The sequence below is a fragment of the Kaistia hirudinis genome (genome assembly GCF_014196455.1).
GTDB lineage: Bacteria > Pseudomonadota > Alphaproteobacteria > Rhizobiales > Kaistiaceae > Kaistia > Kaistia hirudinis.
Map to the genome: position 1 here is coordinate 586,508 of NZ_JACIDS010000002.1, position 22,564 is coordinate 609,071.

Sequence of the window (22,564 nt, forward strand, 5' to 3'; positions counted from 1 at the left end):
CTCGCCTCAATCGACGCTGACGCCATAGGCGGGCATGTCGGGCACGGCGACGGCTGGCCTCGCCTCCGAGACCTCGTCCTCGCCGTGGTCCTGCAGCAGCTTGAGCAGGCGGCGGCGCATGATCATGCCGGGCCGGTCGGAGGGCATATGCGCCTCCACCTTGCGCTTCATGTCGATCGTGGCGTCGAAATCCGTCGCCTCCAGGATGTCGCGGTCCTCCTCGACGATCGCCGCGTCCCAGGCGATCAGCTCTTCCGCGCTGCAATCCGCCTCGCTGTCGTTGCGGTAGAGGATCTGGGCGAGGTGGATCGTGCCGTCGTCGACCGGCGTCGCGCAATTGACGATGATGTGCCGCAGGCCCGACGGATATTCGATGTCGAGGCGGCGGCAGAACGGCATGAACCATTTGTTGCGCATATGGCGCTTGGTCGTCGGCGCGTCCGAGCCGGTGATGCGGTAGGCCGGCGGCGGATTGTTGATTTCGACGATCGTCTCCGCCTCGAAGCCGTAATCCGTCTCGTTGATCTCGTATTTCTCCGGCACCGGCTGGGTGATCTGGCCGAAGGTCGCGCGGTGCACGAAGGAGAAATGCGCGTTGTCGAACGAGTTCTCCATGAGCCGCAGCGGCGCCGTCTTCCAGATGTCGTGGAACTGCTGGATGCGCCGGTAGCCGGGGTTCGAATCCTCCGGGATTTCGGGAATGTCGCCAAGCGGCTCGCCGAGGCACACCCAGGCATAGCCATAGCGGGCGACGCAGTGGAAGGCGTGCACGCCGATGCGCGGCACGATCTGGTCCGGCGAGAATTGCGGCACCTCGATCAGCGCGCCGGTGCGGTCATAGGCCCAGCCATGATAGCCGCACACGATCAGATCGCCCTTGCACCAGCCCTTGGAAAGCCGCGCCGTGCGATGGCAGCAGCGATCCATCAGCGCCGCCGGCTCCCCGGCGGAATCGAGGAAGAGCACGATCTTCTCGCCGAGCAGCGTATACGGCTTCGGCCCGCCGGCGAGGTCTTCCAGGCGATGCGTCGCATACCAGAAGCGACGAAGGACGGGCTGGCGCGTGGTGAGCATGAGCGTCCCCTTCGGTGTGAGGCAGAAACTATCATGCCGCACCCCGCCGACCCCGCAGAAGCATCAATTTGCGGCAGGCCGGCCTTGCCGGAGCGGTGGTGTCACTCCGGCAGCGGGATGAACTCGCGTTCGTCGCCGAACACCTTGCCGAAGCGGCCATGCGCCCAGTCGGCCTTGGCCTGTTCGATGCGCTCCTTGGAGGAGGAGACGAAGTTCCACCAGATGTGGCGCGGGCCGTCCATCGGCGCGCCGCCGACCAGCAGGAAGCGGGCGTTGGAGCGCGCCGTGACGGTGATCGGATCGCCCGGGCGCAGCACGAGCAGCCTGCCGCCCTCGAAGACGTCACCGGCGATCTCGATTTCGCCGGAGAAGAGATAGAGCGCGCGCTCGACATGGGCCGCGTCGATCGGGACGCTCGCGCCGGGCTCCAGAATGAACTCGGCATAGATCGTGTCGGAATAGGTCTCGACCGGCGAGGTCGCGCCGAAAGCCGAGCCGATGATCACGCGGACATGCGCGCCGCCATCGTCGAGCAGGGGGAGGGCGGATGCGTCGTGATGATGGAAGACCGGGTCGGTCTCCTCATGGCTCTTCGGCAGCGCGACCCAGGTCTGCAGCCCCGAGACGAGCCGGTCATTGGCCCGCGTGCGGAATTCGAGGCTGGAGCGCTCGGAATGGGCAATGCCGCGCCCGGCCGTCATCCAGTTGACGTCGCCCGGACGAATCGACGCCTCGACGCCGGTCGAATCGCGATGCACGATCTCGCCGTCAAAGAGATAGGTGACCGTCGCGAGCCCGATATGGGGGTGGGGGCGCACGTCGAGCCCCTCGCCGACGGGCAATTCGCTCGGCCCCATCTGGTCGAGAAAGATGAACGGCCCGACGAGGCGCCGCTTGGCCGTCGGCAACGCCCGGCGCACCGGAAAGCCGGCGACATCGACGGTGCGCGGCACGACGATCAGCTCGATCGCCTCGCTCGACGCGGCATCGCCATAGATCGGATCATGATCGCTGGGGCTCATGGTGGCTCTCCCTCGTGTGCTGGAGAGAGAATAGAGCCTCCGCGCGACGGCGGAAGGGCACCGGCAGAAGACGGCCTGTTCAGCCTTTGACGTGTCCGGCTACTCGACGTCGAGCGGCTCGGTCCCGATCGCTTCGCCGGAGGCGCCGGTGCGGATCTTCTCGACCTTGGCTTCGGCCTGCTTGAGCAGCGCCTCGCAGTGCTTCTTCAGCACCTCGCCGCGCTCATAGATCTTGATCGATTCCTCGAGCGGCACGTCGCCGCGCTCCAGATGCCCGACGATCGTCTCGAGTTCGGCGAGCGCCTTCTCGAAGGAAAGGCCGGCAACGGCGCTGGCGTCGGACATGGTTCGTTCTCCACTTCGTCGGCCTCTTTTTGGGCGATCGGCGCGCCGGGTGCAAGCGCGAGACGGCTTCGTTGACGGAAATCAAGGCGAACCGGCGGCGCCTGGCGCCGTTGTCGTCACGAGGAACGGTTCATCGCTATCGAGAGGGAGAACGGCAGATGGAACACATCACGATTCCGAGGCATGCGCTGGTGGTGGTCTGCGACGGCGCCAAGGCGCTGCTCTTCCGCAACGAGGGCGACGCCGAACTGGTCAACCTGAAGGCGGTCGAGCACTTTGCGGAGTTCGAGGCGCCGGCGCACGACCTCGGCACCGACCGACCCGGCCGTGTCTACCAATCGCACGGCAGCGCGCGCAGCGCCGTCGAGACGACCGATTTCCATGAGGCGGGCGAAGTCGAGTTCCTGGCCATGGTCGCTGCCGATCTCGGCAAGCTGGTCGCATCCGAGAAGCCGAAGGGGCTGTTCGTCGTCGCGCCGCCCAAGGCGCTCGGCATTCTCCGGCAGCATTTCGGCGATGTCGTCCGTGCTGCGCTCACGGCCGAGATCGCCAAGGACCTCGCGCATTTGCCGACCAACGAGATCGAGCGGCATCTGACGGGCAAGAGCACGCTGTAGCGGCGCGGCTCAGCGCCCCATCAGCGTCTCGACATGGACTGCGACCGACCCGGCGAGCGCCTTGAGGTCGTAGCCGCCTTCCAGCACCGAGACGAGCCGGCCGCCGGCGAAGCGATCGGCCCGCTCCATCAGGACCGCCGTCGCCCAGGCGAAATCCGCCTCGATCAGTTCGAGGCTCGCCAGCGGGTCGCGCTCGTGCGCGTCGAAGCCGGCCGAGACGATGACGAGTTCCGGCGCGAAGCGATCGAGCGCCGGCAGGATGCGATCCTCGAAGGCCTCGCGGAATTCCTCGCCGCCCGCGCCCGGCGGCAGCGGTGCGTTGACGATATTGCCGGCGCCCGTTTCCGAGGCGGCTCCGGTGCCGGGATAAAGCGGCATCTGGTGCGTCGAGGCGTAGAGGACCGAGGGATCGTCCCAGAAGATCGCCTGCGTGCCATTGCCGTGATGGACGTCGAAATCGACGATCGCGACGCGGCCGATGCCGTGCTTCGATTGCGCATGGCGCGCGGCGATCGCCGCCTGGTTGAAGAAGCAGAAGCCCATGGCGTGAGTCGGCTCGGCGTGGTGGCCGGGCGGGCGCATCGCGCAGAACGCGTTGTCGGCCACGCCGGTGAGCACGGCATCGACCGCGTCGCAGGCGCCGCCGACCGCGATCAGCGCTGCCTCCAGCGTCTTCGGCGACATGATCGTGTCGGCGTCGAGCCGAACCATGCCCTCGGAGGGGCTGGCGGTGCGCATCGCATCGAGATGGGCGAGCGGATGGCAGGTGAGGATCGTCTCGGCATCCGTCATGGTCGCCTGCCGGCGGATGAGTGCGTCGAAGCGCGCCTCGGCGAGAACGGTCTCGACTGCGACGATCCGCTCGGGCCGCTCCGGATGGCCGAAGGGCACGAGATGCTGGGCAAAGATCGGGTGGTGGATCAGGAGCGTCGTCATGGCTCGGCTCTCCAGTTCGTCCGGAGCCGGGACGGCTCAGCGCGCCTTCCGCATATAGGCCACGAGCGTGTCACGTGCGACAGGCGAGCGGAGGCGATCCGCATTGGCCGCCGCTTCCTGATCGATCCGCGACAGGATCTCGCGCCGGTCGCCGCGCATCAGCCGTCGCGCGATGCCGACGGCTTCGGTCGAGCGCGAAGCGAGCCGCGTCGCGATCTCCATCGCCGTCGCCTCGACCATTTCCGGCGCGACGATGCTGTTGATGAGCCCGCATTCATGCGCCCTCTGGGCATCGAAGCGCTCGCCGAGCACGAGGAACTCGAAGGCGCGCAGATGGCCCATCAGCCGCGGCGCGAGCAGCGTCGAGGCCGCATCCGGGACCAGTCCGAGCTCGATCGAGGTCGCCTCGAAGGCCGACCATTCGCTCGCGACGACATAGTCGCAATGAAACAGGAGCGTGGCGCCGAGCCCCATGGCGAGGCCGTCGACCGCGGCGATGATGGGTTTCTCGACGGTGGCGAGGGTCTTGAAGAAACGGGCGATGCCGTCGTCGGTGCGGCCATTGTCTGCGAAATTGAGCAGTTCGCGCAGATCGCTGCCGACGGAGAAGCAGCCCGGCGTTCCGGCCAGGACGAAGGCGCGGACGCGGCCATCGCGCTCGCCGATGACCAGCGCATCGGCGACGGCGCTGAGCATCGCGACCGTCAGCGCGTTCTCCGCTTCCGGCCGATCGAGCCTGATGACCGTCACACCGGCGCGTGTCTCGACTTCGACCCCCGCGCTCATGCGGTCGTCCGTCCCGCGATCCTCATCCTCACCTCTCGTGCCGCTTCGTTTTTGTTCGTCCCTCAAAGTCCAGCACGCAGCGGTTCTTATATCATTCAATTCAAGTCGCAAATAAGCAACTGCCATCGACGGGGCTTGACGGATCACGCCGTCGTGCGGCTCTTCACCGGCCTGGACCCGACGTCGGGTTGCCTTTCGGGACAAGAGAGACGGTGAGCATCGCGATCCTGCACGCAAAGGATGATCCATCGGCCATCGGCCGGGCGGCGGCCGCGCTGCGCCGGGGCGAACTTGTCGCCATGCCGACCGAGACGGTCTATGGCCTGGCGGCCGATGCGCGGAACGGCGAGGCGGTGGCGCGGATCTATGCGGCCAAGGGACGGCCGCGCTTCAACCCGCTGATCGCCCATGTCGCGGATCGGACGGCGGCCGAGCGGCTGGTCCGCTTCGATCCCTTGTCGCGGCGGCTCGCTGAAGAGTTCTGGCCGGGGCCGCTGACGCTGGTGCTGCCGCTCGCGAACCGGGCGGTGGTCTCCGAACTCGTGACCGCCGGGCTGGACACGCTCGCGGTGCGCGTTCCCGCCCATCCGGTCGCACGGGCGCTTCTGGCCGAATTCGGCGGTCCGCTCGCTGCGCCGAGCGCCAATCGCTCCGGCCATGTCAGCGCCACCACGGCCGAACACGTCGACGCGGATTTCGCGGAGGGCGTCGCCTTCGTGCTCGATGCCGGACCGAGCGCGGTCGGCGTCGAATCCACCATTGTGAAAGTCGAAGGCGAGGACATCTTCCTGCTGCGCTCCGGCGGCCTGCCGCGCGCCGCGATCGAGCAGGTCGCCGGGCGGGCGCTGCGGACGAGCGCGCCGGGCGAAGGCGAAGCCCCGACATCGCCGGGGCAGTTGCTTTCCCATTACGCGCCGAATGCGGCGCTTCGTCTGGATGTTCGGGATGTGCGGCCGGGCGAGGCGCTGCTCGCCTTCGGTTCCGACCTGCCGCCCGGCGCGGACCAGGCGGCGGCGACCGTCAATCTGAGCCCCGCCGGCGATCTCGTCGAGGCCGCCGCTCGGCTGTTCTCGGCGCTGCGCGAGCTCGACGGCACGGCGCCGACGATCGCCGTCATGCCGATCCCCGGCGAGGGGCTCGGCGAAGCGATCGTCGACAGGCTGAAACGCGCAGCGGCGCCGCGGCCTGGCTAGGTCGGCTTAGCCCCCGAACTCCGGACCGCGCGCCGAATAGCGCTTCTCCTCGCGCCAGCGCTGCATCAGTGCCTCGAGCTCGGGATCGATCGTCTCGGGGAGCACGATCTTGAGCGCGACGAGCAGGTCGCCATGGCCGCCGGTTGACGTCGGCAGGCCCTTGCCCTTGAGGCGCAGCACGCGACCGCCATTGGAGCCGGCAGGCACCGTCGTCGTGACGCTGCCGCTGAGCGTCGGCACGCGCACCTTGGCGCCGAGGATCGCCTCGTCCAGCGAGATCGGCAGTTCGAGCCGCAGATTCTCGCCTTCCGGCTTGAACAGCGGATGCGGCACGAAATCGACCGTCACCATGGCGTCGCCTTCCGGCCCGCCATCCGGGCTCGCCCAGCCCTGGCCACGCAGGCGGATCGACTTTCCAGCGCGCGTTCCGGGAGGAATGGCGATTTCGAGCGTCTTGCCGGTCGGCAGTTCGACGCGCGCCTTCTCGCCATTCGCGATCTGCTCGAGCGTGACGGCGACATGAGCGGTCACGTCCTCGCCGCGGCTGCGGCGTGGGGCGCGCGCCCCGCCGCCAAAGCCCGAGCGCGCCGAGCCAGCGCCGCCCCCGAAGCCGCCCTGACCGCCAAAGCCGGAAAAGCCGCCGAAAATGTCGTTCAGGATGTCGTCATCGGCGCCCGCGCCGCCGGTCGACCAGCGGAAGGAGCGCGCGCCGCCACCGGCGCCCTGCGCCGTGCGCGGGTCGAAGCCTTCGAAACCCTGAAAGCGCGGCTTGCCGTCGGCGTCGATCTCGCCGCGGTCGAACTTCTCGCGCTTGTCCTTGTCACCGACGATCTCATAGGCGGAGTTGAGTTCGGCGAACTTCTCCTGCGCCTTGGGATCGTCCTTGTTGCGGTCGGGATGATGCGCCTTGGCCAGGCGGCGGAACGCCTTCTTGACCTCGGCTTCGCTCGCCGTCCGACCGACGCCGAGCACCTCGTATGGATCACGCATGAAAACCCCCTCGAAGGGCAGATTTCATCCCGGTCTAAAGGCAGCCCCGGGATCGATTGGATATAGGGAGGCCGATAACCGGATTCCAGTCACCCGCCATGCGGAGATGCGCATTCTCCGCCGCCGGCGGAGCGCCCCGTGGCCGCTCAACAGCGAAAGCGAATCAATGCGCTACAGTAGAGCAGTGTCTTCCGGCACGACATCGAAGAGCTGCCACATGCCGTCCGGCGTGTGGCAGGCGTCGCCCTGATAGCGGCGTATGCCGCGCACGTCGCTGATCGTCAGCGCGATGGCGCGGCATTCGCGCCCCTCGGTGGCGGGGCGCATGGCGGCGAGCGGCGCGATGGTTCCGTTCGAGCCCGTATCGGCATTGGTCCAGTCGAGCACCTCGCCGACCTTGGCCTGCGTCACGTTCGTCGCCGCGAAGAGACGGATCCGCTCCCAGTCCGACGGCGCGACGCCGTCGATCACGCTTTTCGGCTTCTCCGGCGCCGCGGCATAGCCGAGCGGCGCGGCGGGCTCGGCCGGCGCGGCGCGCGCGATCGAGCCGGTGGTGGTCATGTCGAGTTCATTGTCGCCGCCGAGCGGGGCGACGCTGCAGCCGGCCAGACCCAAGACGGCCAGGCTCAAGGCCAGGCAGGGGAAAGGCAGCAGGCAGGCGGGGCGAAACGTCATGCGGCGGCCCGGTTGGCCGGAGCACGCATGGCCGCTATATGTCTGTGCAATCGCGACATCCAACCGCTCCGGGCGCCCCCCGCGTCCCCACTATCGGAAATGTTGATTAATGATGGGTGACTTCACCGAGGCGACCGATCCTTTCGCGCTCTTCGCCGGCTGGCTGCTGGAGGCGGAGAAGTCCGAACCGAACGACCCCAACGGCATGGCGCTGGCCACCGTCGATCCGGATGGCCTGCCCAATGTCCGCATGGTCCTGATGAAGGATTTCGACGAGGCGGGCCTCGTCTTCTATACGAACTTCGAGAGCGCCAAGGGGCGTGAGCTTCTGTCGCAGAAGAAGGCCGCGGCGCTGTTTCACTGGAAGTCGCTGCGCCGACAGGTCCGCGTGCGTGGCCTTGTCGAGATCGTCACCGACGAGGAAGCCGACGCCTATTACGCGACGCGGCCCCGGCAGAGCCGGCTCGGCGCCTGGGCCTCGCAGCAGTCCCGACCGCTCGAATCCCGCTTCGCCCTCGAAAAGGCGGTCGCCGCCGTCGCGATGAAATATCCGCTCGGCGACATACCGCGCCCGGCGCATTGGTCGGGCTTCCGCATCCGCCCCGTCGAGATCGAATTCTGGAAGGATGGCGCCTTCCGCCTGCACGATCGCGTGGTGTTCCGCCGCGCAACCCCGGAACTGGGCGAATGGTCGAAGGACCGGCTCTATCCCTGATCGCGGCGCGCGCCGGCCGCTTCAGTGCAGCCGGCTCCACGAGACGCTGCGGCAGGCCAGTCCGCCGAGCACGCATCCGCGGCTCTTGAGGCGCTTCGGCTCGACGCTGATATCCATCGACACCGTCAGCTTGCGCTTCCGGTCATAGGCCGTGCCGGTATAGCGACCGGGGGCCTGGGGCTTCACCATCATCACCAGCGTGTCGCCGACGGCCTCGCCCTTGCTGGTGTCCTTCACCCAGATGTTCACGGCGCACAGATCCGCGCCGCAAGGCGCGATGCGCACATGCGCGTTGCCATCGCCCCGCGCCCAGACGCCATTGATCTCGGGCGCGGCCATGGCGTCGGGCGTGGCGAGGACGATGGGCGACAAGCCGATCAGGCGTAGCAGGGTGGGGCGGCGAAGCATCAAGACCTCTATGGGCGCGATCCGGTTGCGACGATCGGGAGCCGCGCCGTCAGAACGAGCAGCCGCTCCCGGAATCGTGAAGATGTTCCGTGATCGCGCGCCGGCAAGAGGTGGAGGCGAAAATTGGTGCTTTGCCTGGGGCCTCAGGCCTTGCGCAGGAATTCGGTCTTCAGGACGAGGCCCTTGACCTGCTTGGTGTTGCACTCGATCTCGCCGGTATTGCCGGTCAGGCGGATGCCCTTGACCAGCGTCCCGCGCTTGATCGTCTCGGACGTGCCCTTGACCTTCAGGTCCTTGATGAGCGTGACGGAATCACCGTCATTGAGCTGATTGCCGTTGCTGTCTCTGACGATATCGTCGCTCATTGTCTTCCTTCCGCGGCCATGATCCGGCCCGCTGTGGCAGCGCGCCGGAAAGCGGCCGCCGGCGCGAACAATGGCCGCCGGGCGAGCGCATGGCGCGGGCGCGGCATGTGCCGCACCCGCCTCCTAATGAGCGGATGGTGGGACTGGCAAGCGCCGTATCGACGCGGCCTCAGGTCGCCGTGCCGCCAACCGTGATCTGGTCGATGCGCAGCGTCGGCTGGCCGACGCCCACCGGCACGCCCTGGCCCGACTTGCCGCAGGTGCCGATGCCGAGATCGAGCGCCATGTCGTTGCCGACCATCGAGACGCGCCGCATCGCCTCCGGCCCGTTGCCGATCAGCATGGCGCCCTTGACCGGCGCGCCGATCTTGCCGTTTTCGATCCGGTAGGCCTCGGTCGAGCCGAACACGAACTTGCCGCTGGTGATATCGACCTGGCCGCCGCCGAACGAGACCATGTACAGCCCGTCCTTGACCGAGGCGATGATCTCCGCCGGGTCGTGCGCGCCGCCGCGCATGATCGTGTTGGTCATGCGGGGCATCGGGACATGGGCGTAGGACTGCCGGCGGCCATTGCCGGTCGGCTGCATGCCCATCAGGCGGGCATTCTGGCGGTCCTGCATGTAGCCGACGAGGATGCCGTCCTCGATCAGCGTCGTCGCCTGGGTCGGCGTGCCCTCGTCGTCGAAGGAGAGTGAGCCGCGCCGGCCGGCGATCTGGCCGTCGTCGACGACTGTGACGCCCTTTGCTGCCACCTGCTGGCCCATCAGGCCTGAAAAGGCGCTCTCGCCGCGGCGATTGAAATCGCCCTCGAGGCCATGGCCGACCGCCTCATGCAGCATGACGCCCGGCCAGCCGGGGCCGAGCACGACGTCGAAGGTGCCCGCTGGCGCGGGGACGGCGTCGAGATTGACCAGCGCCTGACGCAACGCCTCGTCGACGGCGTGCTGCCAGCGCTCGGTCGTGACGAACTGGCCGAAGCCCTCGCGCCCGCCCATGCCATAGGAGCCTTGCTCCTGCCGGTCGCCATCGCCGACGACGAGCGAGACATTGACGCGCACCAGCGGGCGGATATCGCGGCGGAAGGTGCCGTCGGGCCTGAGGATCTCGACGATCTGCCAGGAGCCGGCGAGCGAGGCCGAGACCTGCTTGACCCGCGGATCCTTCGCCCGCGCATAGGCGTCGATCGTCTCCAGCAGCGAGACCTTCTCGGCGAAGCTCGGGCTGCCGAGCGGGTTCTCGTCGGTATAGAGCACGCGATTGGTGCCGGCCGGCGGCGCCGCGAGCACGCCGGAGCGTGGGCCCTTCACGGCGGCCACGGCCTCGCCGGCGCGGCGGATCGAATTGAGCGTAATCTCGCCCGAATGCGCATAGCCGACGGCCTCGCCCGACACCGCCCGGAGGCCGAAGCCCTGGCGCGTATCGTAGCTCGCGCCCGAAAGGCGGCCATTGTCGAAGACGAGGCCCTCGGACTGCGCATATTCGAGATAGAGCTCGCCATCTTCGGCCCCGGCGAGCGCGGCGGCGACAACGGCCTCGGTCTCGTCGCGGTCGAGGCCGGCTCTGGCGAGGATGGAATGGGTATCGTCGGACATGGCAGGCTCCGGGGCAGGGAACGAGTTCAACAGATAGGAGAGCCGGACGCGTTTCGCACCCCCGAAACGCAGGACGCGCGGAAGAGTGCCGGTCAGTCGAGGATCGCGACCGGACCGGGCTCGTCCGGCTCGGCGGTCATATAGCCGTCCCGGCCGCGCCGCTTGGCCGCGTAGAGCGCGCCATCCGCAAGATCGATCAGCGCCTCGATATCCGCGACGCCGGCAGACGGCAGAGCGGCGATGCCGACGCTGACCGTCAGCCGGATCGCCTGGCCGCGCCAGACGAGCGGGGCGGACCGGAACGAGGCGACGAGGGTCTCGGCGGTCTCCGCTGCGGCGTCGAGGTCCATTCCGGGCAGCAGCAGGCAGAACTCGTCGCCGCCGGTGCGGGCGAGCAGCGCCTCCGGCGCCAGGCGGGCGGCCGCGTGCCGCGCGAAATGGCCGAGGCTCGCATCGCCCGCCGCATGGCCGAACTCGTCGTTGATCTGCTTGAAATTGTCGAGGTCGACGACGAGCAGCGCCAGCGGATCGCCCGTGGCGACGCTGTGGGCGACCGCCGCCGCGCCGCGTTCATGGAAGGCCCGGCGATTGGCGAGCGCCGTCAGCTCGTCGACGAGCGCCATGTCCAGCAACTCGCCGCGCAGCCGGTCGATCGCCATCATGACAAAGCCGAAGTTCCAGACCATCGTCGTGAAGATCTGGGCGAGGATGCCGGCCGTGTAGATCGCGCTATAGACCTCGAAGGTCGCCGCGCCATTGGCGTGGGCCGCGACGGCACCGAAGCAGAGGAGGCGGGCGAGGATGTTCGCCGTCATGCCCCAGCCCGCCATGGCGAAGCCGGCCGCGGGCCGGCCGCCACGCCGCAATTCCATGATCGCGAACAGCAGTGGGAGCGATTGTCCCGCCGCGTAGATCAGATTGCGGGCCGTTCGGCTGTCCTGGAACAGATAGAGCAGGCCGATCGAAAGGACGATCAGTATGGCGGTGGCCCGCCAGGGCTCGGGCCGGCCCAGAAACCGGCGGACGCCGATCCAGGAGAGGCAATAGCCGAGCAGGACGATCGCATTGCCGCCGAGGAGCAGCGCTTTGGACTGCGTCGGTTCCGCCGCCATGAGAACGACGCCGCCAAGGGCCGTGCTGCCCGCGGCAAAGGTCCAGATCCGGGCGGCGTCAAAACCTGGATATGACCGCCAAATGGCGAACCAGATCATGGTCAGCGTCGCCGCGTTCAGCAGCACCACGATGTAGATCGTGAGAAGGTCGACAACCATGGTGTGCGTCGAGACCGGAGCGGGTCGGAACGACCGGAGCTCGACCCGCTATTCAGGCCGAGCCTCATGGTCGTCGCGCGAACCGGTACCGGTCATCGTCCCCTGCGAACTGTCGCGCATTCTCAATAGAGGGCGCCGCGATAGCGCGCCAGCATCGCTTCCTGCGTCTCAGGCGTCTCTTGGGACCGCGTATGGTCCTTGAGCATCTCGCCCATGCTCGGCAGGCGCGAGCGCTCGATCTTCGTCTCGTCGGACCAGAGCTTCGAGCGCATCAACGCCTTGGCGCACTGGAGATAGGCTTCCTTCACGCTGACGACGAGGACGGTCGCCGGCAGATTGTCCTCAACGCGATGCGCCTCGCGGAGCGCGAGATCGTCATCGATCACGGCCGTGCCGTTGACGCGCAGCGTCTCGTCCACGCCGGGAATGAGGAACAGCACGCCGACGCCGGGGCGCTCCACGATATTGGACAGCGAATCGAGCCGTCGGTTACCCGGCCGGTCGGGGATGATCAGCGTGTGGTCGTCGGGCACGGAGACGAAGCCGGGATGATCCCCGCGCGGCGTCGCGTCGCCGAGCCCGTCCGCACCCTGCGTGGCGAGGATCAGGAACGGCGACAGCGCGATGAAGCTGCGGCAATGCCGATCCAGCCGGTCGAGCTGCTTGGCGACCGCGCGGCCATGCGGCGCGCCATAGAGCGCGCGGAGCTGGTCGAGCGATTCGATCGCAGCCATATCGGCCTCCCTCAGGGCAGCTTGTCGAAGCCGGCGGCGAAGCCGTTTAGCGAGACCGGGATGCCGAAGCCGTCATCGGGGGTCTGGTAGACATAGAAGAGGGCGGTGGTGCCCTTGCGCAGCATGTCGAGCACCTGCGGCGTCAGATCGACGTCGAGGACGCAGCCATCCGGCAGGCAGCGGTCAAAGCCCACGGCGCCAAGATTCTGGAACACCTCGGAGATCCCGACGCTGGCCGGCTTGTCGCCGTTCCACTGCACGGTGGCGGTGCGGTCGGTCATGGCGACGATGCGCATGAACTCGTTATTGTCCGCGCGCACGAGGATGTCGCCCTGCTTGGCATCGACATTGGCGGGCACGGTGACCGTCACGGTTCCCGGCTTGTCGCCGTCGCCGAGCGGCGACTTGAACGACACGACCGTGCCGACCGACACGCCGAGACCGCGCTTCAGATAGACGCCGAGCGGGGCGAGCACGCGCAGGATCTGCGCCTTCTTGTCGACGGTCTTCAGCGCGACGACGGCGAGGCCGACATTGGGGCGGTCCTCGGCGGAGACGAACTGCATGATCGAGCAGACCTCCTCCTGCGCGCCCGGCGGCTTGTCGCAACGGGTCTCCCAGTCGCCGTCCTTGCCGCGCGAGACGCCCTGCGCCGAAGCGCCGCCGGCATGCAGCAGGCAGAAGGCCGCGAGCAGGGCGAAGCCCGACAGACGGGCGATTCGGGACGGGCGCCAGGCCGCGCCGCTCAGGGTTGCCGCAAGATTGACCTTCAAGGGGCCGGTCTCCTCATCTCGTTCGCGTCCGCTTCGTTCTTATCGCACGACCCATCGCCGAGAGGCAGAGCCGCGCTGCGCCTTGATCTGGAGCAACAGGGCGCGATTTGCCGCATCATTTCGATCGATCCACCGTTGCGGGTCGAGGGCGCAATGTGATTTGTGTCGGGCGATATTCGGCCGAATCCGAAATCGCCGTGAAAGCTGATTTGCTTCGGCCTATACTGTTGCGGAAAATGGCGCAACGGAGGCCGGGCCGGCACCGGGAGGGGTTCGGGCCTTGAAGGCGGTACGAAAAGGGAGTGACGAGGTGGCGAAGTCGATGACGCGTCCGGTGTCCTGGCTGTCGCTGGCGGGGGCCGTCGCTGCTGTCTGGGGCGCGTCTGCGGGCGCCGCCTCGGCTGCGCAGCCGACCCCGTGGGCGATGTGGTTCCAGGAGCCGGCTTCACCGATCATGGATATGATCAACCGGTTCGGCACCGGCATCACGATCGCGATGGTTGCCATCGTGATTCTGGTTCTGGCCCTGCTGATCTATGTGATGGTGCGCTTCAACGCGAAGGCCAATCCGACGCCTTCGAAGACGTCGCACAACACTATGATCGAGGTGGTCTGGACGGTCGCGCCGATCCTGATCCTGATCGCGATCGCCGTGCCCTCCTTCTCGCTGCTCTTCGCCCAGCAGGATCCGGGCCGCGTGATCAAGGACTATGATCCGGCCAAGGTCCTCACCGTGAAGGCGACCGGCCTTCAGTGGTACTGGAATTACGAATATCCGGACAATGGCGGCGTCGCCTTCGACTCGACCATGCTGACCGACGACCAGCGCACGGACCCGGCCAACCAGCCGCGCCTCCTCGCCGTCGACAACGAGATGATCGTCCCAGTCGGCACCGTCGTGCGCATGCAGGTCATCGGCCAGGACGTGATCCATTCGTTCACCGTGCCGGCCTTCGGCTTCAAGATCGACGCGGTCCCCGGTCGCCTCAACGAGACCTGGTTCCTCGCCGAGCGCGAGGGCGTCTATTACGGCCAGTGTTCGGAGCTGTGCGGCATCAACCATGCCTTCATGCCGATCGCGATCCGCGTCGTGAAGCCCGAGCAGTTCAAGGCCTGGGTCGAGACGGCCAAGACCGATCTGCCCGGCGCCTACAAGTCGCTGATGGCGTCGATCAAGACCGACGGCCCGAAGGTGGCCGAGGCCGAGAGCAACGTTGACGTCGCGGTGCGCTGAGGCGCTCGCGGGACATTGATTGAGGGCCTCCCGCCGCCAAGGCGGTGAGGCTGTGAATTCAGGGAAGGGAAGCAGGCCATGGCCACGGGTGCTGCGCATACTGCCGATCACCACGATCATCCGACCGGTTGGCGGCGCTGGGTCTATTCGACCAACCACAAAGACATCGGCACGATGTACCTGATCTTCGCGATCTTCTCGGGTATCATCGGTGGCGCGCTGTCGGTCGGCATTCGCCTCGAGCTGCAGCAGCCGGGCCTCCAGATCTTCGGCAATCCCTACGTCTTCAATACCTTCGTGACGGCGCACGGCCTGATCATGATCTTCTTCATGGTCATGCCCGCGATGATCGGCGGGTTCGGCAACTGGTTCGTCCCGATCATGATCGGCGCGCCGGACATGGCCTTCCCGCGCATGAACAACATCTCGTTCTGGCTGCTCCCGCCCTCGCTGCTGCTGCTCATCATCTCGATGTTCATGCCGAGCGCGGCCGGCCAGCACGGCGTCGGCGGCGGCTGGACAATGTATGTCCCGCTCTCGGGCTCCGGCCCGGAGGGCCAGCCGGGTCCGGCGGTCGATCTCGCCATCTTCGCGCTGCACATTTCCGGTGCCTCGTCGATCCTCGGCGCGATCAACTTCATCACCACGATCTTCAACATGCGCGCCCCTGGCATGACGCTGCACAAGATGCCGCTCTTCGCCTGGGCCGTGCTCGTGACGGCGTTCCTGCTGCTGCTCTCGCTGCCCGTGCTCGCCGGCGCGATCACCATGCTGCTGACGGACCGCAATTTCGGCACCACCTTCTTCAAGCCCGATGGCGGCGGTGATCCGATCCTGTTCCAGCACCTCTTCTGGTTCTTCGGCCATCCCGAGGTGTACATCCTGATCCTGCCGGGCTTCGGCATCATCAGCCACATCATCTCGACCTTCTCGCGCAAGCCCATCTTCGGCTATGTCGGCATGGCCTACGCCATGGTCGCCATCGGCGTCGTCGGCTTCGTCGTGTGGGCGCACCACATGTACACGACGGGCCTCTCCTTCGAGACGCAGGCCTATTTCGTGGCCGCCACGATGGTCATCGCGGTGCCGACCGGCATCAAGATCTTCTCGTGGATCGCGACGATGTGGGGCGGGTCGATCGAGTTCAAGGCGCCCATGCTGTGGGCGATCGGCTTCATCTTCCTGTTCACCGTCGGCGGTGTCACGGGCGTGATGCTGGCCAATGCCGGCCTCGACCGCTCCTTCCAGGACACCTATTTCGTGGTGGCGCACTTCCACTACGTGCTGTCACTCGGCGCCGTGTTCGCCATCTTCGCCGGCTGGTACTACTGGTTCCCGAAGATGTTCGGCTACATGTACAGCGACCGCATCGGCAAGCTGCACTTCTGGGTCACCTTCGTCGGCGTGAACCTGGTGTTCTTCCCGCAGCACTTCCTCGGTCTCGACGGCATGCCGCGCCGCTATGCGGATTATCCGGACGCGATGTGGGGCTGGAACTTCGTCTCCTCGATCGGTTCCTACATCTCCGCCTTCGCCGTGCTGATCTTCCTCTATGGCGTCATCGACGCCTTCCTGAAGAAGATCCCCGCCCCGAACAATCCGTGGGGTGAGGGCGCGACGACGCTCGAATGGCAGCTTTCCTCGCCGCCGCCTTTCCACCAGTGGGAAGTCCTGCCGCGCATCGGCGACGTGAAGCACTGACGAAAAAGGCCGCGGGACGGGCAGGGACTGCCGTCCCGCCCGCTCCGGATGGATGAAGAAAATGTCTGACGTGCAGATCGAGGGTATCGAGACGGAGGCCGGCCAACTGGCCGGCCCTTCGGACTTCATTGCCCTGCTGAAGCCGCGCGTCATGTCGCTGGTGGTGTTCACCGCGCTGACCGGCCTCGTGCTGGCGCCCGGCGGAATTCACCCGGTGATCGCCTTCGCGGCGATCCTGTCGATTGCGGTCGGCGCCGGGGCGTCGGGCGCGCTCAACATGTGGTACGACGCGGATATCGACCGCGTCATGAGCCGCACGCGGAACCGTCCGATTCCCGCAGGCCGGATCACGCGCAGCGAGGCGCTCGCCTTCGGCCTCACCTTGGCCGGGCTGTCGGTGCTGGTCCTCACCGTCCTCGTCAATCCCGTGGCCGGCGCGCTGCTCGCCTTCACCATTTTCTTCTACGTCGTCATCTATTCGATGTGGCTGAAGCGCTGGACGCCGCAGAACATCGTCATCGGCGGAGCCGCCGGCGCCTTCCCGCCGATCATCGGCTGGGCGTCCGTCACCGGTTCGGTCAGCCTCGAGAGCATCGTGCTCTTCCTGATCATCTTCATGTGGACGCCGCCGCATTTCTGGGCGCTGGCGCTGTTCAAGTCCGACGATTATGCCCGCGCCGGCATTCCGATGCTGCCCGTCGTGTCGGGTGTCGCGGAGACCAAGCGCCAGATCCTGCTCTATTCGCTGCTACTCGCGCCGCTCGGCGTGCTGCCGGCGATCCTCGGCTTCGCCACGCCGGCCTATGGCGTGCTCGCGGGTCTGCTCGGCGTCGCGTTCGTCGTGCTCGCAATCCGCGTCTTCCGCATGGACGCAGCCGACACGTCGATGAAGGCCGCGAAGCGCCTCTTCGCCTTCTCGATCCTCTATCTCTTCCTGCTCTTCGCCATGCTGCTCGCCGAGCGCGTGGCCCAGCTTGCCGGCCTGATCGCATGAACGCCGGCCCCGAAGAGAAGCCCGTCGCCCCGCCCGTCGAGCTCGAGGGCATCCGCCTGACGGAGGCGCAGCTGCGCCGCCGCCGTGCCCGTTCGATCGCGATCGGACTGTCGCTCGGCGCGCTCGTCATCCTGTTCTGGGCCGTCACGATCGTCCGCATGGGCGGCAACGTGCTCAACCGGACGCTCTGAGGCCAATGATGGACGCGAGCCAGCACGAGAGCACGAAGAGCGAGGCCGCCAAGGCCGAGCCGCGTCGGCGTTCCTTCGCGGTGACCGCCGCGGCCTGCGCCGTGTTCGGCGCGGCGATGCTGGGCGCCGCCTTCGCCTCCGTGCCGCTCTACAAGCTGTTCTGTCAGGTCACCGGCTATGGCGGCACGACGCAGCGCGCCGAGACTGCGCCGGCCGTGCCGAGCGAGAAGACCATCATCGTGCGCTTCGACGCCAATGTCGCCAACGGCATCGGCTGGGCCTTCCGGCCCGAGCAGCGGCAGATCAAGGTCCGGCTCGGCGAGGTCGCCAAGGTCAATTTCTTCGCGGAGAACCGGACGGGCGCCGAATCGAGCGGCCAGGCCGGCTTCAACGTACAGCCGGATTCGGCCGGGCGCTTCTTCAACAAGATTGCCTGCTTCTGCTTCAATTCGCAGACGCTGAAGGCGGGTGAGAAGGTCGAGATGCCGGTGACGTTCTTCGTCGATCCGGCGATCCTCGAGGATGCCGACAACCGCTTCACCGACACGATCACACTCTCATACACATTCTACCCGAGCGCGGAGGCCAAGCCGGCCCCGCTGGCGTCGAACGACGCGACGAACTCGGGGAAGCCGCTTTGACAAGGACCGGGGGAGATCCTCATGGCTGAAGCCCACGCCAAGCACCACGACTACCACCTCGTCAATCCGAGCCCCTGGCCCGTCCTCGGTGCGGTCGGCGCGTTCGCGATGGCGCTCGGCGCCGTCGCCTACATGCACGGCGAATCGCTGCTGTGGCTGATCCCGGGCCTGCTCATCGTGCTCTACACGATGGCCTCTTGGTGGACCGACGTGATCCGTGAGGGCCAGCAGGGCCATCACACCCGCGTCGTGCAGCTGCACATGCGCTACGGCATGATTCTGTTCATCGCGTCGGAGGTCATGTTCTTCGTCGCGTGGTTCTGGGCCTTCTTCGATGCGAGCCTTTTCGCCAGCGAGGCGCAGAACGTCGCGCGTTACGAGTTCACCGGCGGGCACTGGCCGCCGAAGGGCATCGAGGTCTTCGATCCCTGGCACCTGCCGCTGCTCAACACGCTGATCCTGCTCACCTCGGGCACGACCATCACCTGGGCGCATCACGCGCTGATCCATGACGATCGCGAAGGCCTGAAGTGGGGCCTCCTCCTCACCGTGGTGCTCGGCGTGATCTTCTCCTGCGTGCAGGTGATCGAGTACACGCATGCGGCGTTCTCGTTCGGCGGCAATATCTACGGCGCCACCTTCTTCATGGCGACGGGCTTCCACGGCTTCCACGTCTTCATCGGCACGATCTTCCTGATCGTCTGCCTGCTGCGGGCGCTGGCCGGCCAGTTCACGCCCAAGGCGCATTTCGGCTTCGAGGCGGCGGCCTGGTACTGGCACTTCGTCGACGTCGTCTGGCTGTTCCTCTTCTTCGCCATCTATGTCTGGGGTGGCTGGGGCGCGCCGATCCACGCGGCCTGATCCAGGCCGCGGCAAAGGAGCCGCCGCTCTCGGCGGCTCTTCCTCCTCTCGGGAGATGAGTCATGAGCGAGGCGGACGGAACCCCGGCGGCACAGCCGCGGGACACGGCGCTCTATCCGCCGCTCTCGCCGGGCCAGACGGGCATGCGCGGGCTCTGCCCGCGCTGCGGCCAGGGCCGGCTCTTCAAGGGCTTCCTGGCGCTCGAGCCGCGTTGCCGCGTCTGCGGCCTCGACTACAGCTTCATCGATTCCGGCGACGGCCCCGCCGTCTTCGTCATCATGATCGTCGGCTTCATCGTGGCGTTCCTCGCGCTCTATGTGGAATTCACCTTCCAGCCGCCGATCTGGGTGCACATCATCCTGTGGTTTCCCCTGGTGATCGGCCTGTCGCTCGGTCTCCTGCGTCCGCTCAAGGGATTGATGATCGCGATCCAGTACCGCACCAAGGCCGAGCAGGGGCGGGTCGAAGGCTGACCGCCGGCCGGCGCAGCGAGGCGTGAGCCAACCATGGCCGATCGAGCCACTCTCCCGACCTGGCGCCGCCTTGTCGCGCCGACCATCGCAACGCTCATCGTCTTCGCGATCCTCTGCAGCCTCGGAACCTGGCAGCTTCGCCGTCTCGGCTGGAAGGAAGCGCTGATCGCGCAGGTCGAGGCGCGCACGGCCCTCGCGCCGGTTCCCGCGCCCGGCCCGGCCGCGTGGCCGACGCTCGACATCGCGGATTTCGACTACACGCCCGTGACCGTCTCCGGCGTCTTCCTGAACGATGCGGAGGCGCATCTCTACGGCCAGATTTCCAAGCCGCGGGGACCGCTCGGCGGCGTCGGCTGGTGGGTCTTCACCCCGCTCAAGACGGACGAAGGCTGGATCGTCTATGTCAATCGCGGCTTCGTCCCGGATGGGCGGCAGGCGGCGACGACACGCCCCGAGGGGCAGGTCGAGGGCCGCGTGACGGTGACCGGCCTCGCGCGCCGGCCCGAGACGCCCTGGCGTCTCCTCGCCGAGAGTGCGCCGAAGGACAATGAATGGTTCGCGCGGGAGCCGGCCCGCTTTGCTGCGGCTGCCGGCCTCCCGACGGCGAGCGTCGCGCCCTATTCGATCGATGCCGATGCCACGCCCAATCCGGGCGGCCTGCCGCAGGGCGGGGAGACGACCATCATCTTCTCGAACAACCACCTGCAATATGCGGTGACGTGGTACGGGCTCGCGCTGGCCCTCGTCGCGGTCTATGCGGTGTTCGCGCGCGGCGTGATCCGTCGGCGGCACTGACTAGCGTCAGGCGTGCCCTGCATCACCGGACAGCATCGAGGGATCGACGCCGAGCAGCGCCATGGCGCGCCCATATTTGCTGTCGAGGTCGCGGTCGAAGATGAGATCGGCGCTCGCCTCGCAATGGAGCCAGCCATTCGACTGGATCTCCCGCTCGAGCTGTCCGGCCGACCAGCCGGCATAGCCGAGCGCGAGCATGGCGCTTTCGGGGCCCGAGCCATAGGCGATGGCCCGCAGGATATCGAGCGTGGCCGTCAGGCACACCGACTCGGAGATCGGCATGGTCGAGTTCTCGATGAAATAGTCCGCACTGTGCAGCACGAAGCCGCGACCGGTTTCGACGGGACCGCCCCGCTGCACCAGCATCCGGCTCACCGAAGCCGGAACGCGGATCTCGGGACCCTCGGGCAGGATATCCAGTTGCACCAGAAGATCGACGAACTCGATCTGCGGCACGAGCTGGTTGACGACGATGCCCATCGCCCCTTCGGCGGAATGGGCGCAGAGATAGACGACGGCGCGCGCGAAGCGGTCGTCTTCCATGCCGGGCATCGCGATCAGGAAATGCCCGTCGAGATAGCCGCCGAGGCCGGACGCGCGATGGGGTCTCTCGCTCATGCAAGAAAGCCTATCACGGCGCCGGCAAAAGGAAAGCTAAGGCCGCTTGGGCGAAACACGAACTTATGATCGCGCCGGGGGCGGCGGGCGCGGCGTCGGCCTGTTCAAGGCGGCCCCCAGCCGATAGAGCCATCCGACCGCAAATGCCGAGGATCGCGAACCTTGATGCCCCGCCTGCGCCTTGCCCGTCTCGCTCCCTTCGCCCTGCTGGCCGTCGCCATGCCCGCCCATGCCGCGATCGGCGAGTGGGTCGAGGGCGAGCACGTCCGCCTTCGCCTGGTCGCGACGCATGATGAGAGCGGCGCGCTGCAGGGCCTGATCGAGATGGAGCTGGAACCGGGCTGGAAGACCTATTGGCGCAGCCCCGGCGACGCCGGCATTCCGCCGCGCTTCGACTTCTCCGCCTCGCGGAACGCGGGGGGCGCCGAGGTCGAGTTCCCGGCGCCCGAGCGCTCCGACGACGGCTTCGCGGCCTCGAATGTCTATCACGACCGCGTCGCGCTGCCGGTCCGCGTCGCACCCTCCACGGCTGGCCAGCCGGTGCGCCTCGATCTCGCGGCCGATCTTGGCGTCTGCGATGAGGTCTGCCTTCCCGTCGCGATCAAGGCGGTGCTGGATGTGCCGGCGGACGATCGCGACAACGCTGCCGACGGATTGATCCGGGAAGCGCGCGCCGCCTTGCCGGGCCCGGGACGCCCGGGGGAGTTCGAGATCCTCGCGCTGAAGCGCGTCGACGGCGATGACCGCGCGCCCGTCTTCGAGGCCGAGATCCACGCCGGCAGCGCAGACGATGTGCTGCTGTTCGCGGAGACGCCCGCCGACTGGTATCCGGCCCCGCCGGCGGCCGCTGACGCAGAGGAAGAGGGCGTCACGCGCTTTCGCTTCGCGGTCGACCGCAAGTCGGCGACGACGCCGATCGACGGCGCCGAGATCCGCCTCACCCTGACCGAGGGCGACGCCGCGACCGAGCGGCGCTTCCATCTCGACGCAACCGGCGCGGGACATTAGTCTGGCCGACGGCGCGAGCCACCCTCCAAACAAAAAGCCGTTCCCCACAGCCTGAGGAGTTCTTCCATGACGATCTCGGTCGGCGAAAGCCTGCCCGACGCCAAGTTCCGCGTGATGACGCCCGACGGCGTCGTCGAGAAATCCACCGCCGACATCTTCTCGGCCAAGAAGGTCGTGCTGTTCGCCGTTCCCGGCGCCTTCACGCCGACCTGCCATCGCAACCATCTGCCGGGTTATGTCGAGCAGTATGCCGCGATCAAGGCGAAGGGCGTCGACGAGATCGCCGTGGTCTCGGTCAATGACGTCTTCGTCATGGACGCCTGGGCCAAGGCGACCGGCGGCGACGGCAAGATCCTCTTCCTGGCCGACGGCTCGGGCGAGTTCACCAAGGCGCTCGGCCTCGAACTCGACCTCGTTCCGAACGGCCTCGGCGTACGCTCGAAGCGCTATGCGATGATCGTCGAGGACGGCGTCGTGAAGCTGCTCAACATCGAGGAAGAGCCGGGCGTGAACGTCTCCGGCGCCGCGGCGATCCTCGAGGCGCTCTGAG

27 protein-coding genes are annotated in these 22,564 nt (G+C 67.3%); 13 read left to right on the forward strand and 14 right to left on the reverse strand.

What is annotated here, in order from left to right; translation table 11 throughout:
* Positions 1–6: 6 nt before the first annotated feature.
* The 3 genes from GGR25_RS07800 to GGR25_RS07810 all read right to left on the reverse strand — a co-directional run bounded on the left by GGR25_RS07800 (position 7) and on the right by GGR25_RS07810 (position 2,441).
* Complete coding sequence (locus GGR25_RS07800; protein ID WP_183398182.1) at positions 7–1,074, reverse strand: aromatic ring-hydroxylating dioxygenase subunit alpha; 1,068 nt, start codon at positions 1,072–1,074, stop codon at positions 7–9.
* 101 nt (positions 1,075–1,175) lie between these two features.
* Positions 1,176–2,096 carry a pirin family protein gene (locus GGR25_RS07805; protein ID WP_183398183.1) on the reverse strand — a complete coding sequence of 307 codons (921 nt, stop codon included), beginning with the start codon at positions 2,094–2,096 and terminating at the stop codon, positions 1,176–1,178.
* Between the two features lie 99 nt (positions 2,097–2,195).
* A complete protein-coding gene (locus tag GGR25_RS07810) occupies positions 2,196–2,441 on the reverse strand; it encodes an exodeoxyribonuclease VII small subunit (protein ID WP_183398184.1) in 246 nt (81 codons plus the stop codon).
* 158 nt (positions 2,442–2,599) lie between these two features.
* Between GGR25_RS07810 and GGR25_RS07815 the strand changes: the two genes are divergently transcribed.
* Positions 2,600–3,058 carry a host attachment protein gene (locus GGR25_RS07815; RefSeq protein ID WP_183398185.1) on the forward strand — a complete coding sequence of 153 codons (459 nt, stop codon included), beginning with the start codon at positions 2,600–2,602 and terminating at the stop codon, positions 3,056–3,058.
* Positions 3,059–3,067: 9 nt separating this feature from the next.
* On the opposite strand, the gene GGR25_RS07820 is transcribed toward GGR25_RS07815, so the two are convergent.
* Both GGR25_RS07820 and GGR25_RS07825 read right to left on the reverse strand, forming a co-directional pair.
* Complete coding sequence (locus GGR25_RS07820; protein ID WP_183398186.1) at positions 3,068–3,994, reverse strand: histone deacetylase family protein; 927 nt, start codon at positions 3,992–3,994, stop codon at positions 3,068–3,070.
* Between the two features lie 36 nt (positions 3,995–4,030).
* On the reverse strand, positions 4,031–4,780 hold the full coding sequence (locus GGR25_RS07825) for an enoyl-CoA hydratase-related protein (protein ID WP_183398187.1): 750 nt from the start codon (positions 4,778–4,780) through the stop codon (positions 4,031–4,033).
* Positions 4,781–4,968: 188 nt separating this feature from the next.
* On the opposite strand from GGR25_RS07825, the gene GGR25_RS07830 reads away from it, so the two are divergent.
* Entirely contained in the window at positions 4,969–5,973 is a 1,005-nt protein-coding gene (locus GGR25_RS07830; RefSeq protein WP_210299846.1) for an L-threonylcarbamoyladenylate synthase, read from the forward strand.
* 6 nt (positions 5,974–5,979) lie between these two features.
* Here GGR25_RS07830 and GGR25_RS07835 read toward each other — a convergent pair whose 3' ends face one another.
* The gene (locus tag GGR25_RS07835) at positions 5,980–6,963 is read right to left on the reverse strand and encodes a DnaJ C-terminal domain-containing protein (RefSeq protein WP_183398189.1); all 984 of its coding nucleotides are present in this window, start codon (positions 6,961–6,963) and stop codon (positions 5,980–5,982) included.
* 171 nt (positions 6,964–7,134) lie between these two features.
* Positions 7,135–7,638: an RT0821/Lpp0805 family surface protein gene (locus tag GGR25_RS07840; RefSeq protein ID WP_183398190.1), complete on the reverse strand. Its 504-nt coding sequence runs from the start codon at positions 7,636–7,638 to the stop codon at positions 7,135–7,137.
* A 112-nt stretch (positions 7,639–7,750) separates the two neighbouring features.
* On the opposite strand from GGR25_RS07840, the gene pdxH reads away from it, so the two are divergent.
* Positions 7,751–8,353, forward strand: a complete 603-nt coding sequence (gene pdxH, locus GGR25_RS07845) for a pyridoxamine 5'-phosphate oxidase (protein WP_183398638.1) — start codon at positions 7,751–7,753, stop codon at positions 8,351–8,353.
* A 21-nt stretch (positions 8,354–8,374) separates the two neighbouring features.
* Here the strand turns inward: pdxH and GGR25_RS07850 are convergent, their stop codons facing one another.
* The 6 genes from GGR25_RS07850 to GGR25_RS07875 form a co-directional block, all read right to left on the reverse strand.
* A complete protein-coding gene (locus tag GGR25_RS07850; protein WP_183398191.1) occupies positions 8,375–8,761 on the reverse strand; it encodes a DUF2147 domain-containing protein in 387 nt (128 codons plus the stop codon).
* 143 nt (positions 8,762–8,904) lie between these two features.
* Positions 8,905–9,126, reverse strand: coding sequence for an alkylphosphonate utilization protein (locus tag GGR25_RS07855; protein ID WP_183398192.1), 222 nt, complete (start codon positions 9,124–9,126; stop codon positions 8,905–8,907).
* A 169-nt stretch (positions 9,127–9,295) separates the two neighbouring features.
* Positions 9,296–10,720: a metalloprotease TldD gene (gene tldD / locus GGR25_RS07860; RefSeq protein WP_183398193.1), complete on the reverse strand. Its 1,425-nt coding sequence runs from the start codon at positions 10,718–10,720 to the stop codon at positions 9,296–9,298.
* Between the two features lie 92 nt (positions 10,721–10,812).
* The gene (locus GGR25_RS07865; protein ID WP_183398194.1) at positions 10,813–11,991 is read right to left on the reverse strand and encodes a GGDEF domain-containing protein; all 1,179 of its coding nucleotides are present in this window, start codon (positions 11,989–11,991) and stop codon (positions 10,813–10,815) included.
* A gap of 122 nt (positions 11,992–12,113) precedes the next feature.
* Complete coding sequence (locus tag GGR25_RS07870) at positions 12,114–12,725, reverse strand: pyridoxamine 5'-phosphate oxidase family protein (RefSeq protein ID WP_183398195.1); 612 nt, start codon at positions 12,723–12,725, stop codon at positions 12,114–12,116.
* 11 nt (positions 12,726–12,736) lie between these two features.
* Positions 12,737–13,498: an invasion associated locus B family protein gene (locus GGR25_RS07875; RefSeq protein WP_183398196.1), complete on the reverse strand. Its 762-nt coding sequence runs from the start codon at positions 13,496–13,498 to the stop codon at positions 12,737–12,739.
* 322 nt (positions 13,499–13,820) lie between these two features.
* On the opposite strand from GGR25_RS07875, the gene coxB reads away from it, so the two are divergent.
* From coxB to GGR25_RS07915, 8 genes are all read left to right on the forward strand, one after another.
* The gene (gene coxB / locus GGR25_RS07880) at positions 13,821–14,732 is read left to right on the forward strand and encodes a cytochrome c oxidase subunit II (RefSeq protein ID WP_183398639.1); all 912 of its coding nucleotides are present in this window, start codon (positions 13,821–13,823) and stop codon (positions 14,730–14,732) included.
* A gap of 78 nt (positions 14,733–14,810) precedes the next feature.
* Positions 14,811–16,433 carry a cytochrome c oxidase subunit I gene (gene ctaD / locus GGR25_RS07885; RefSeq protein WP_183398197.1) on the forward strand — a complete coding sequence of 541 codons (1,623 nt, stop codon included), beginning with the start codon at positions 14,811–14,813 and terminating at the stop codon, positions 16,431–16,433.
* A gap of 61 nt (positions 16,434–16,494) precedes the next feature.
* Positions 16,495–17,427, forward strand: a complete 933-nt coding sequence (cyoE, locus tag GGR25_RS07890) for a heme o synthase (protein ID WP_183398198.1) — start codon at positions 16,495–16,497, stop codon at positions 17,425–17,427.
* On the forward strand, positions 17,424–17,618 hold the full coding sequence (locus tag GGR25_RS07895; protein WP_183398199.1) for a hypothetical protein: 195 nt from the start codon (positions 17,424–17,426) through the stop codon (positions 17,616–17,618). The genes cyoE and GGR25_RS07895 overlap by 4 nt, the downstream gene beginning before the upstream one ends.
* A gap of 8 nt (positions 17,619–17,626) precedes the next feature.
* Positions 17,627–18,259 carry a cytochrome c oxidase assembly protein gene (locus tag GGR25_RS07900; protein ID WP_183398640.1) on the forward strand — a complete coding sequence of 211 codons (633 nt, stop codon included), beginning with the start codon at positions 17,627–17,629 and terminating at the stop codon, positions 18,257–18,259.
* Positions 18,260–18,280: 21 nt separating this feature from the next.
* The gene (locus GGR25_RS07905) at positions 18,281–19,120 is read left to right on the forward strand and encodes a cytochrome c oxidase subunit 3 (RefSeq protein WP_183398200.1); all 840 of its coding nucleotides are present in this window, start codon (positions 18,281–18,283) and stop codon (positions 19,118–19,120) included.
* Positions 19,121–19,182: 62 nt separating this feature from the next.
* Positions 19,183–19,593, forward strand: coding sequence for a DUF983 domain-containing protein (locus tag GGR25_RS07910; RefSeq protein ID WP_183398201.1), 411 nt, complete (start codon positions 19,183–19,185; stop codon positions 19,591–19,593).
* A gap of 33 nt (positions 19,594–19,626) precedes the next feature.
* A complete protein-coding gene (locus GGR25_RS07915) occupies positions 19,627–20,388 on the forward strand; it encodes an SURF1 family protein (RefSeq protein ID WP_183398202.1) in 762 nt (253 codons plus the stop codon).
* 6 nt (positions 20,389–20,394) lie between these two features.
* Here the strand turns inward: GGR25_RS07915 and GGR25_RS07920 are convergent, their stop codons facing one another.
* Positions 20,395–21,006, reverse strand: a complete 612-nt coding sequence (locus tag GGR25_RS07920; RefSeq protein ID WP_183398203.1) for a YqgE/AlgH family protein — start codon at positions 21,004–21,006, stop codon at positions 20,395–20,397.
* 165 nt (positions 21,007–21,171) lie between these two features.
* Between GGR25_RS07920 and GGR25_RS07925 the strand changes: the two genes are divergently transcribed.
* Both GGR25_RS07925 and GGR25_RS07930 read left to right on the forward strand, forming a co-directional pair.
* Positions 21,172–22,014: a protein-disulfide reductase DsbD domain-containing protein gene (locus GGR25_RS07925; protein WP_246409456.1), complete on the forward strand. Its 843-nt coding sequence runs from the start codon at positions 21,172–21,174 to the stop codon at positions 22,012–22,014.
* Positions 22,015–22,080: 66 nt separating this feature from the next.
* Positions 22,081–22,563, forward strand: coding sequence for a peroxiredoxin (locus GGR25_RS07930; protein ID WP_183398205.1), 483 nt, complete (start codon positions 22,081–22,083; stop codon positions 22,561–22,563).
* The last annotated feature ends 1 nt before the right edge of the window (position 22,564 follow it).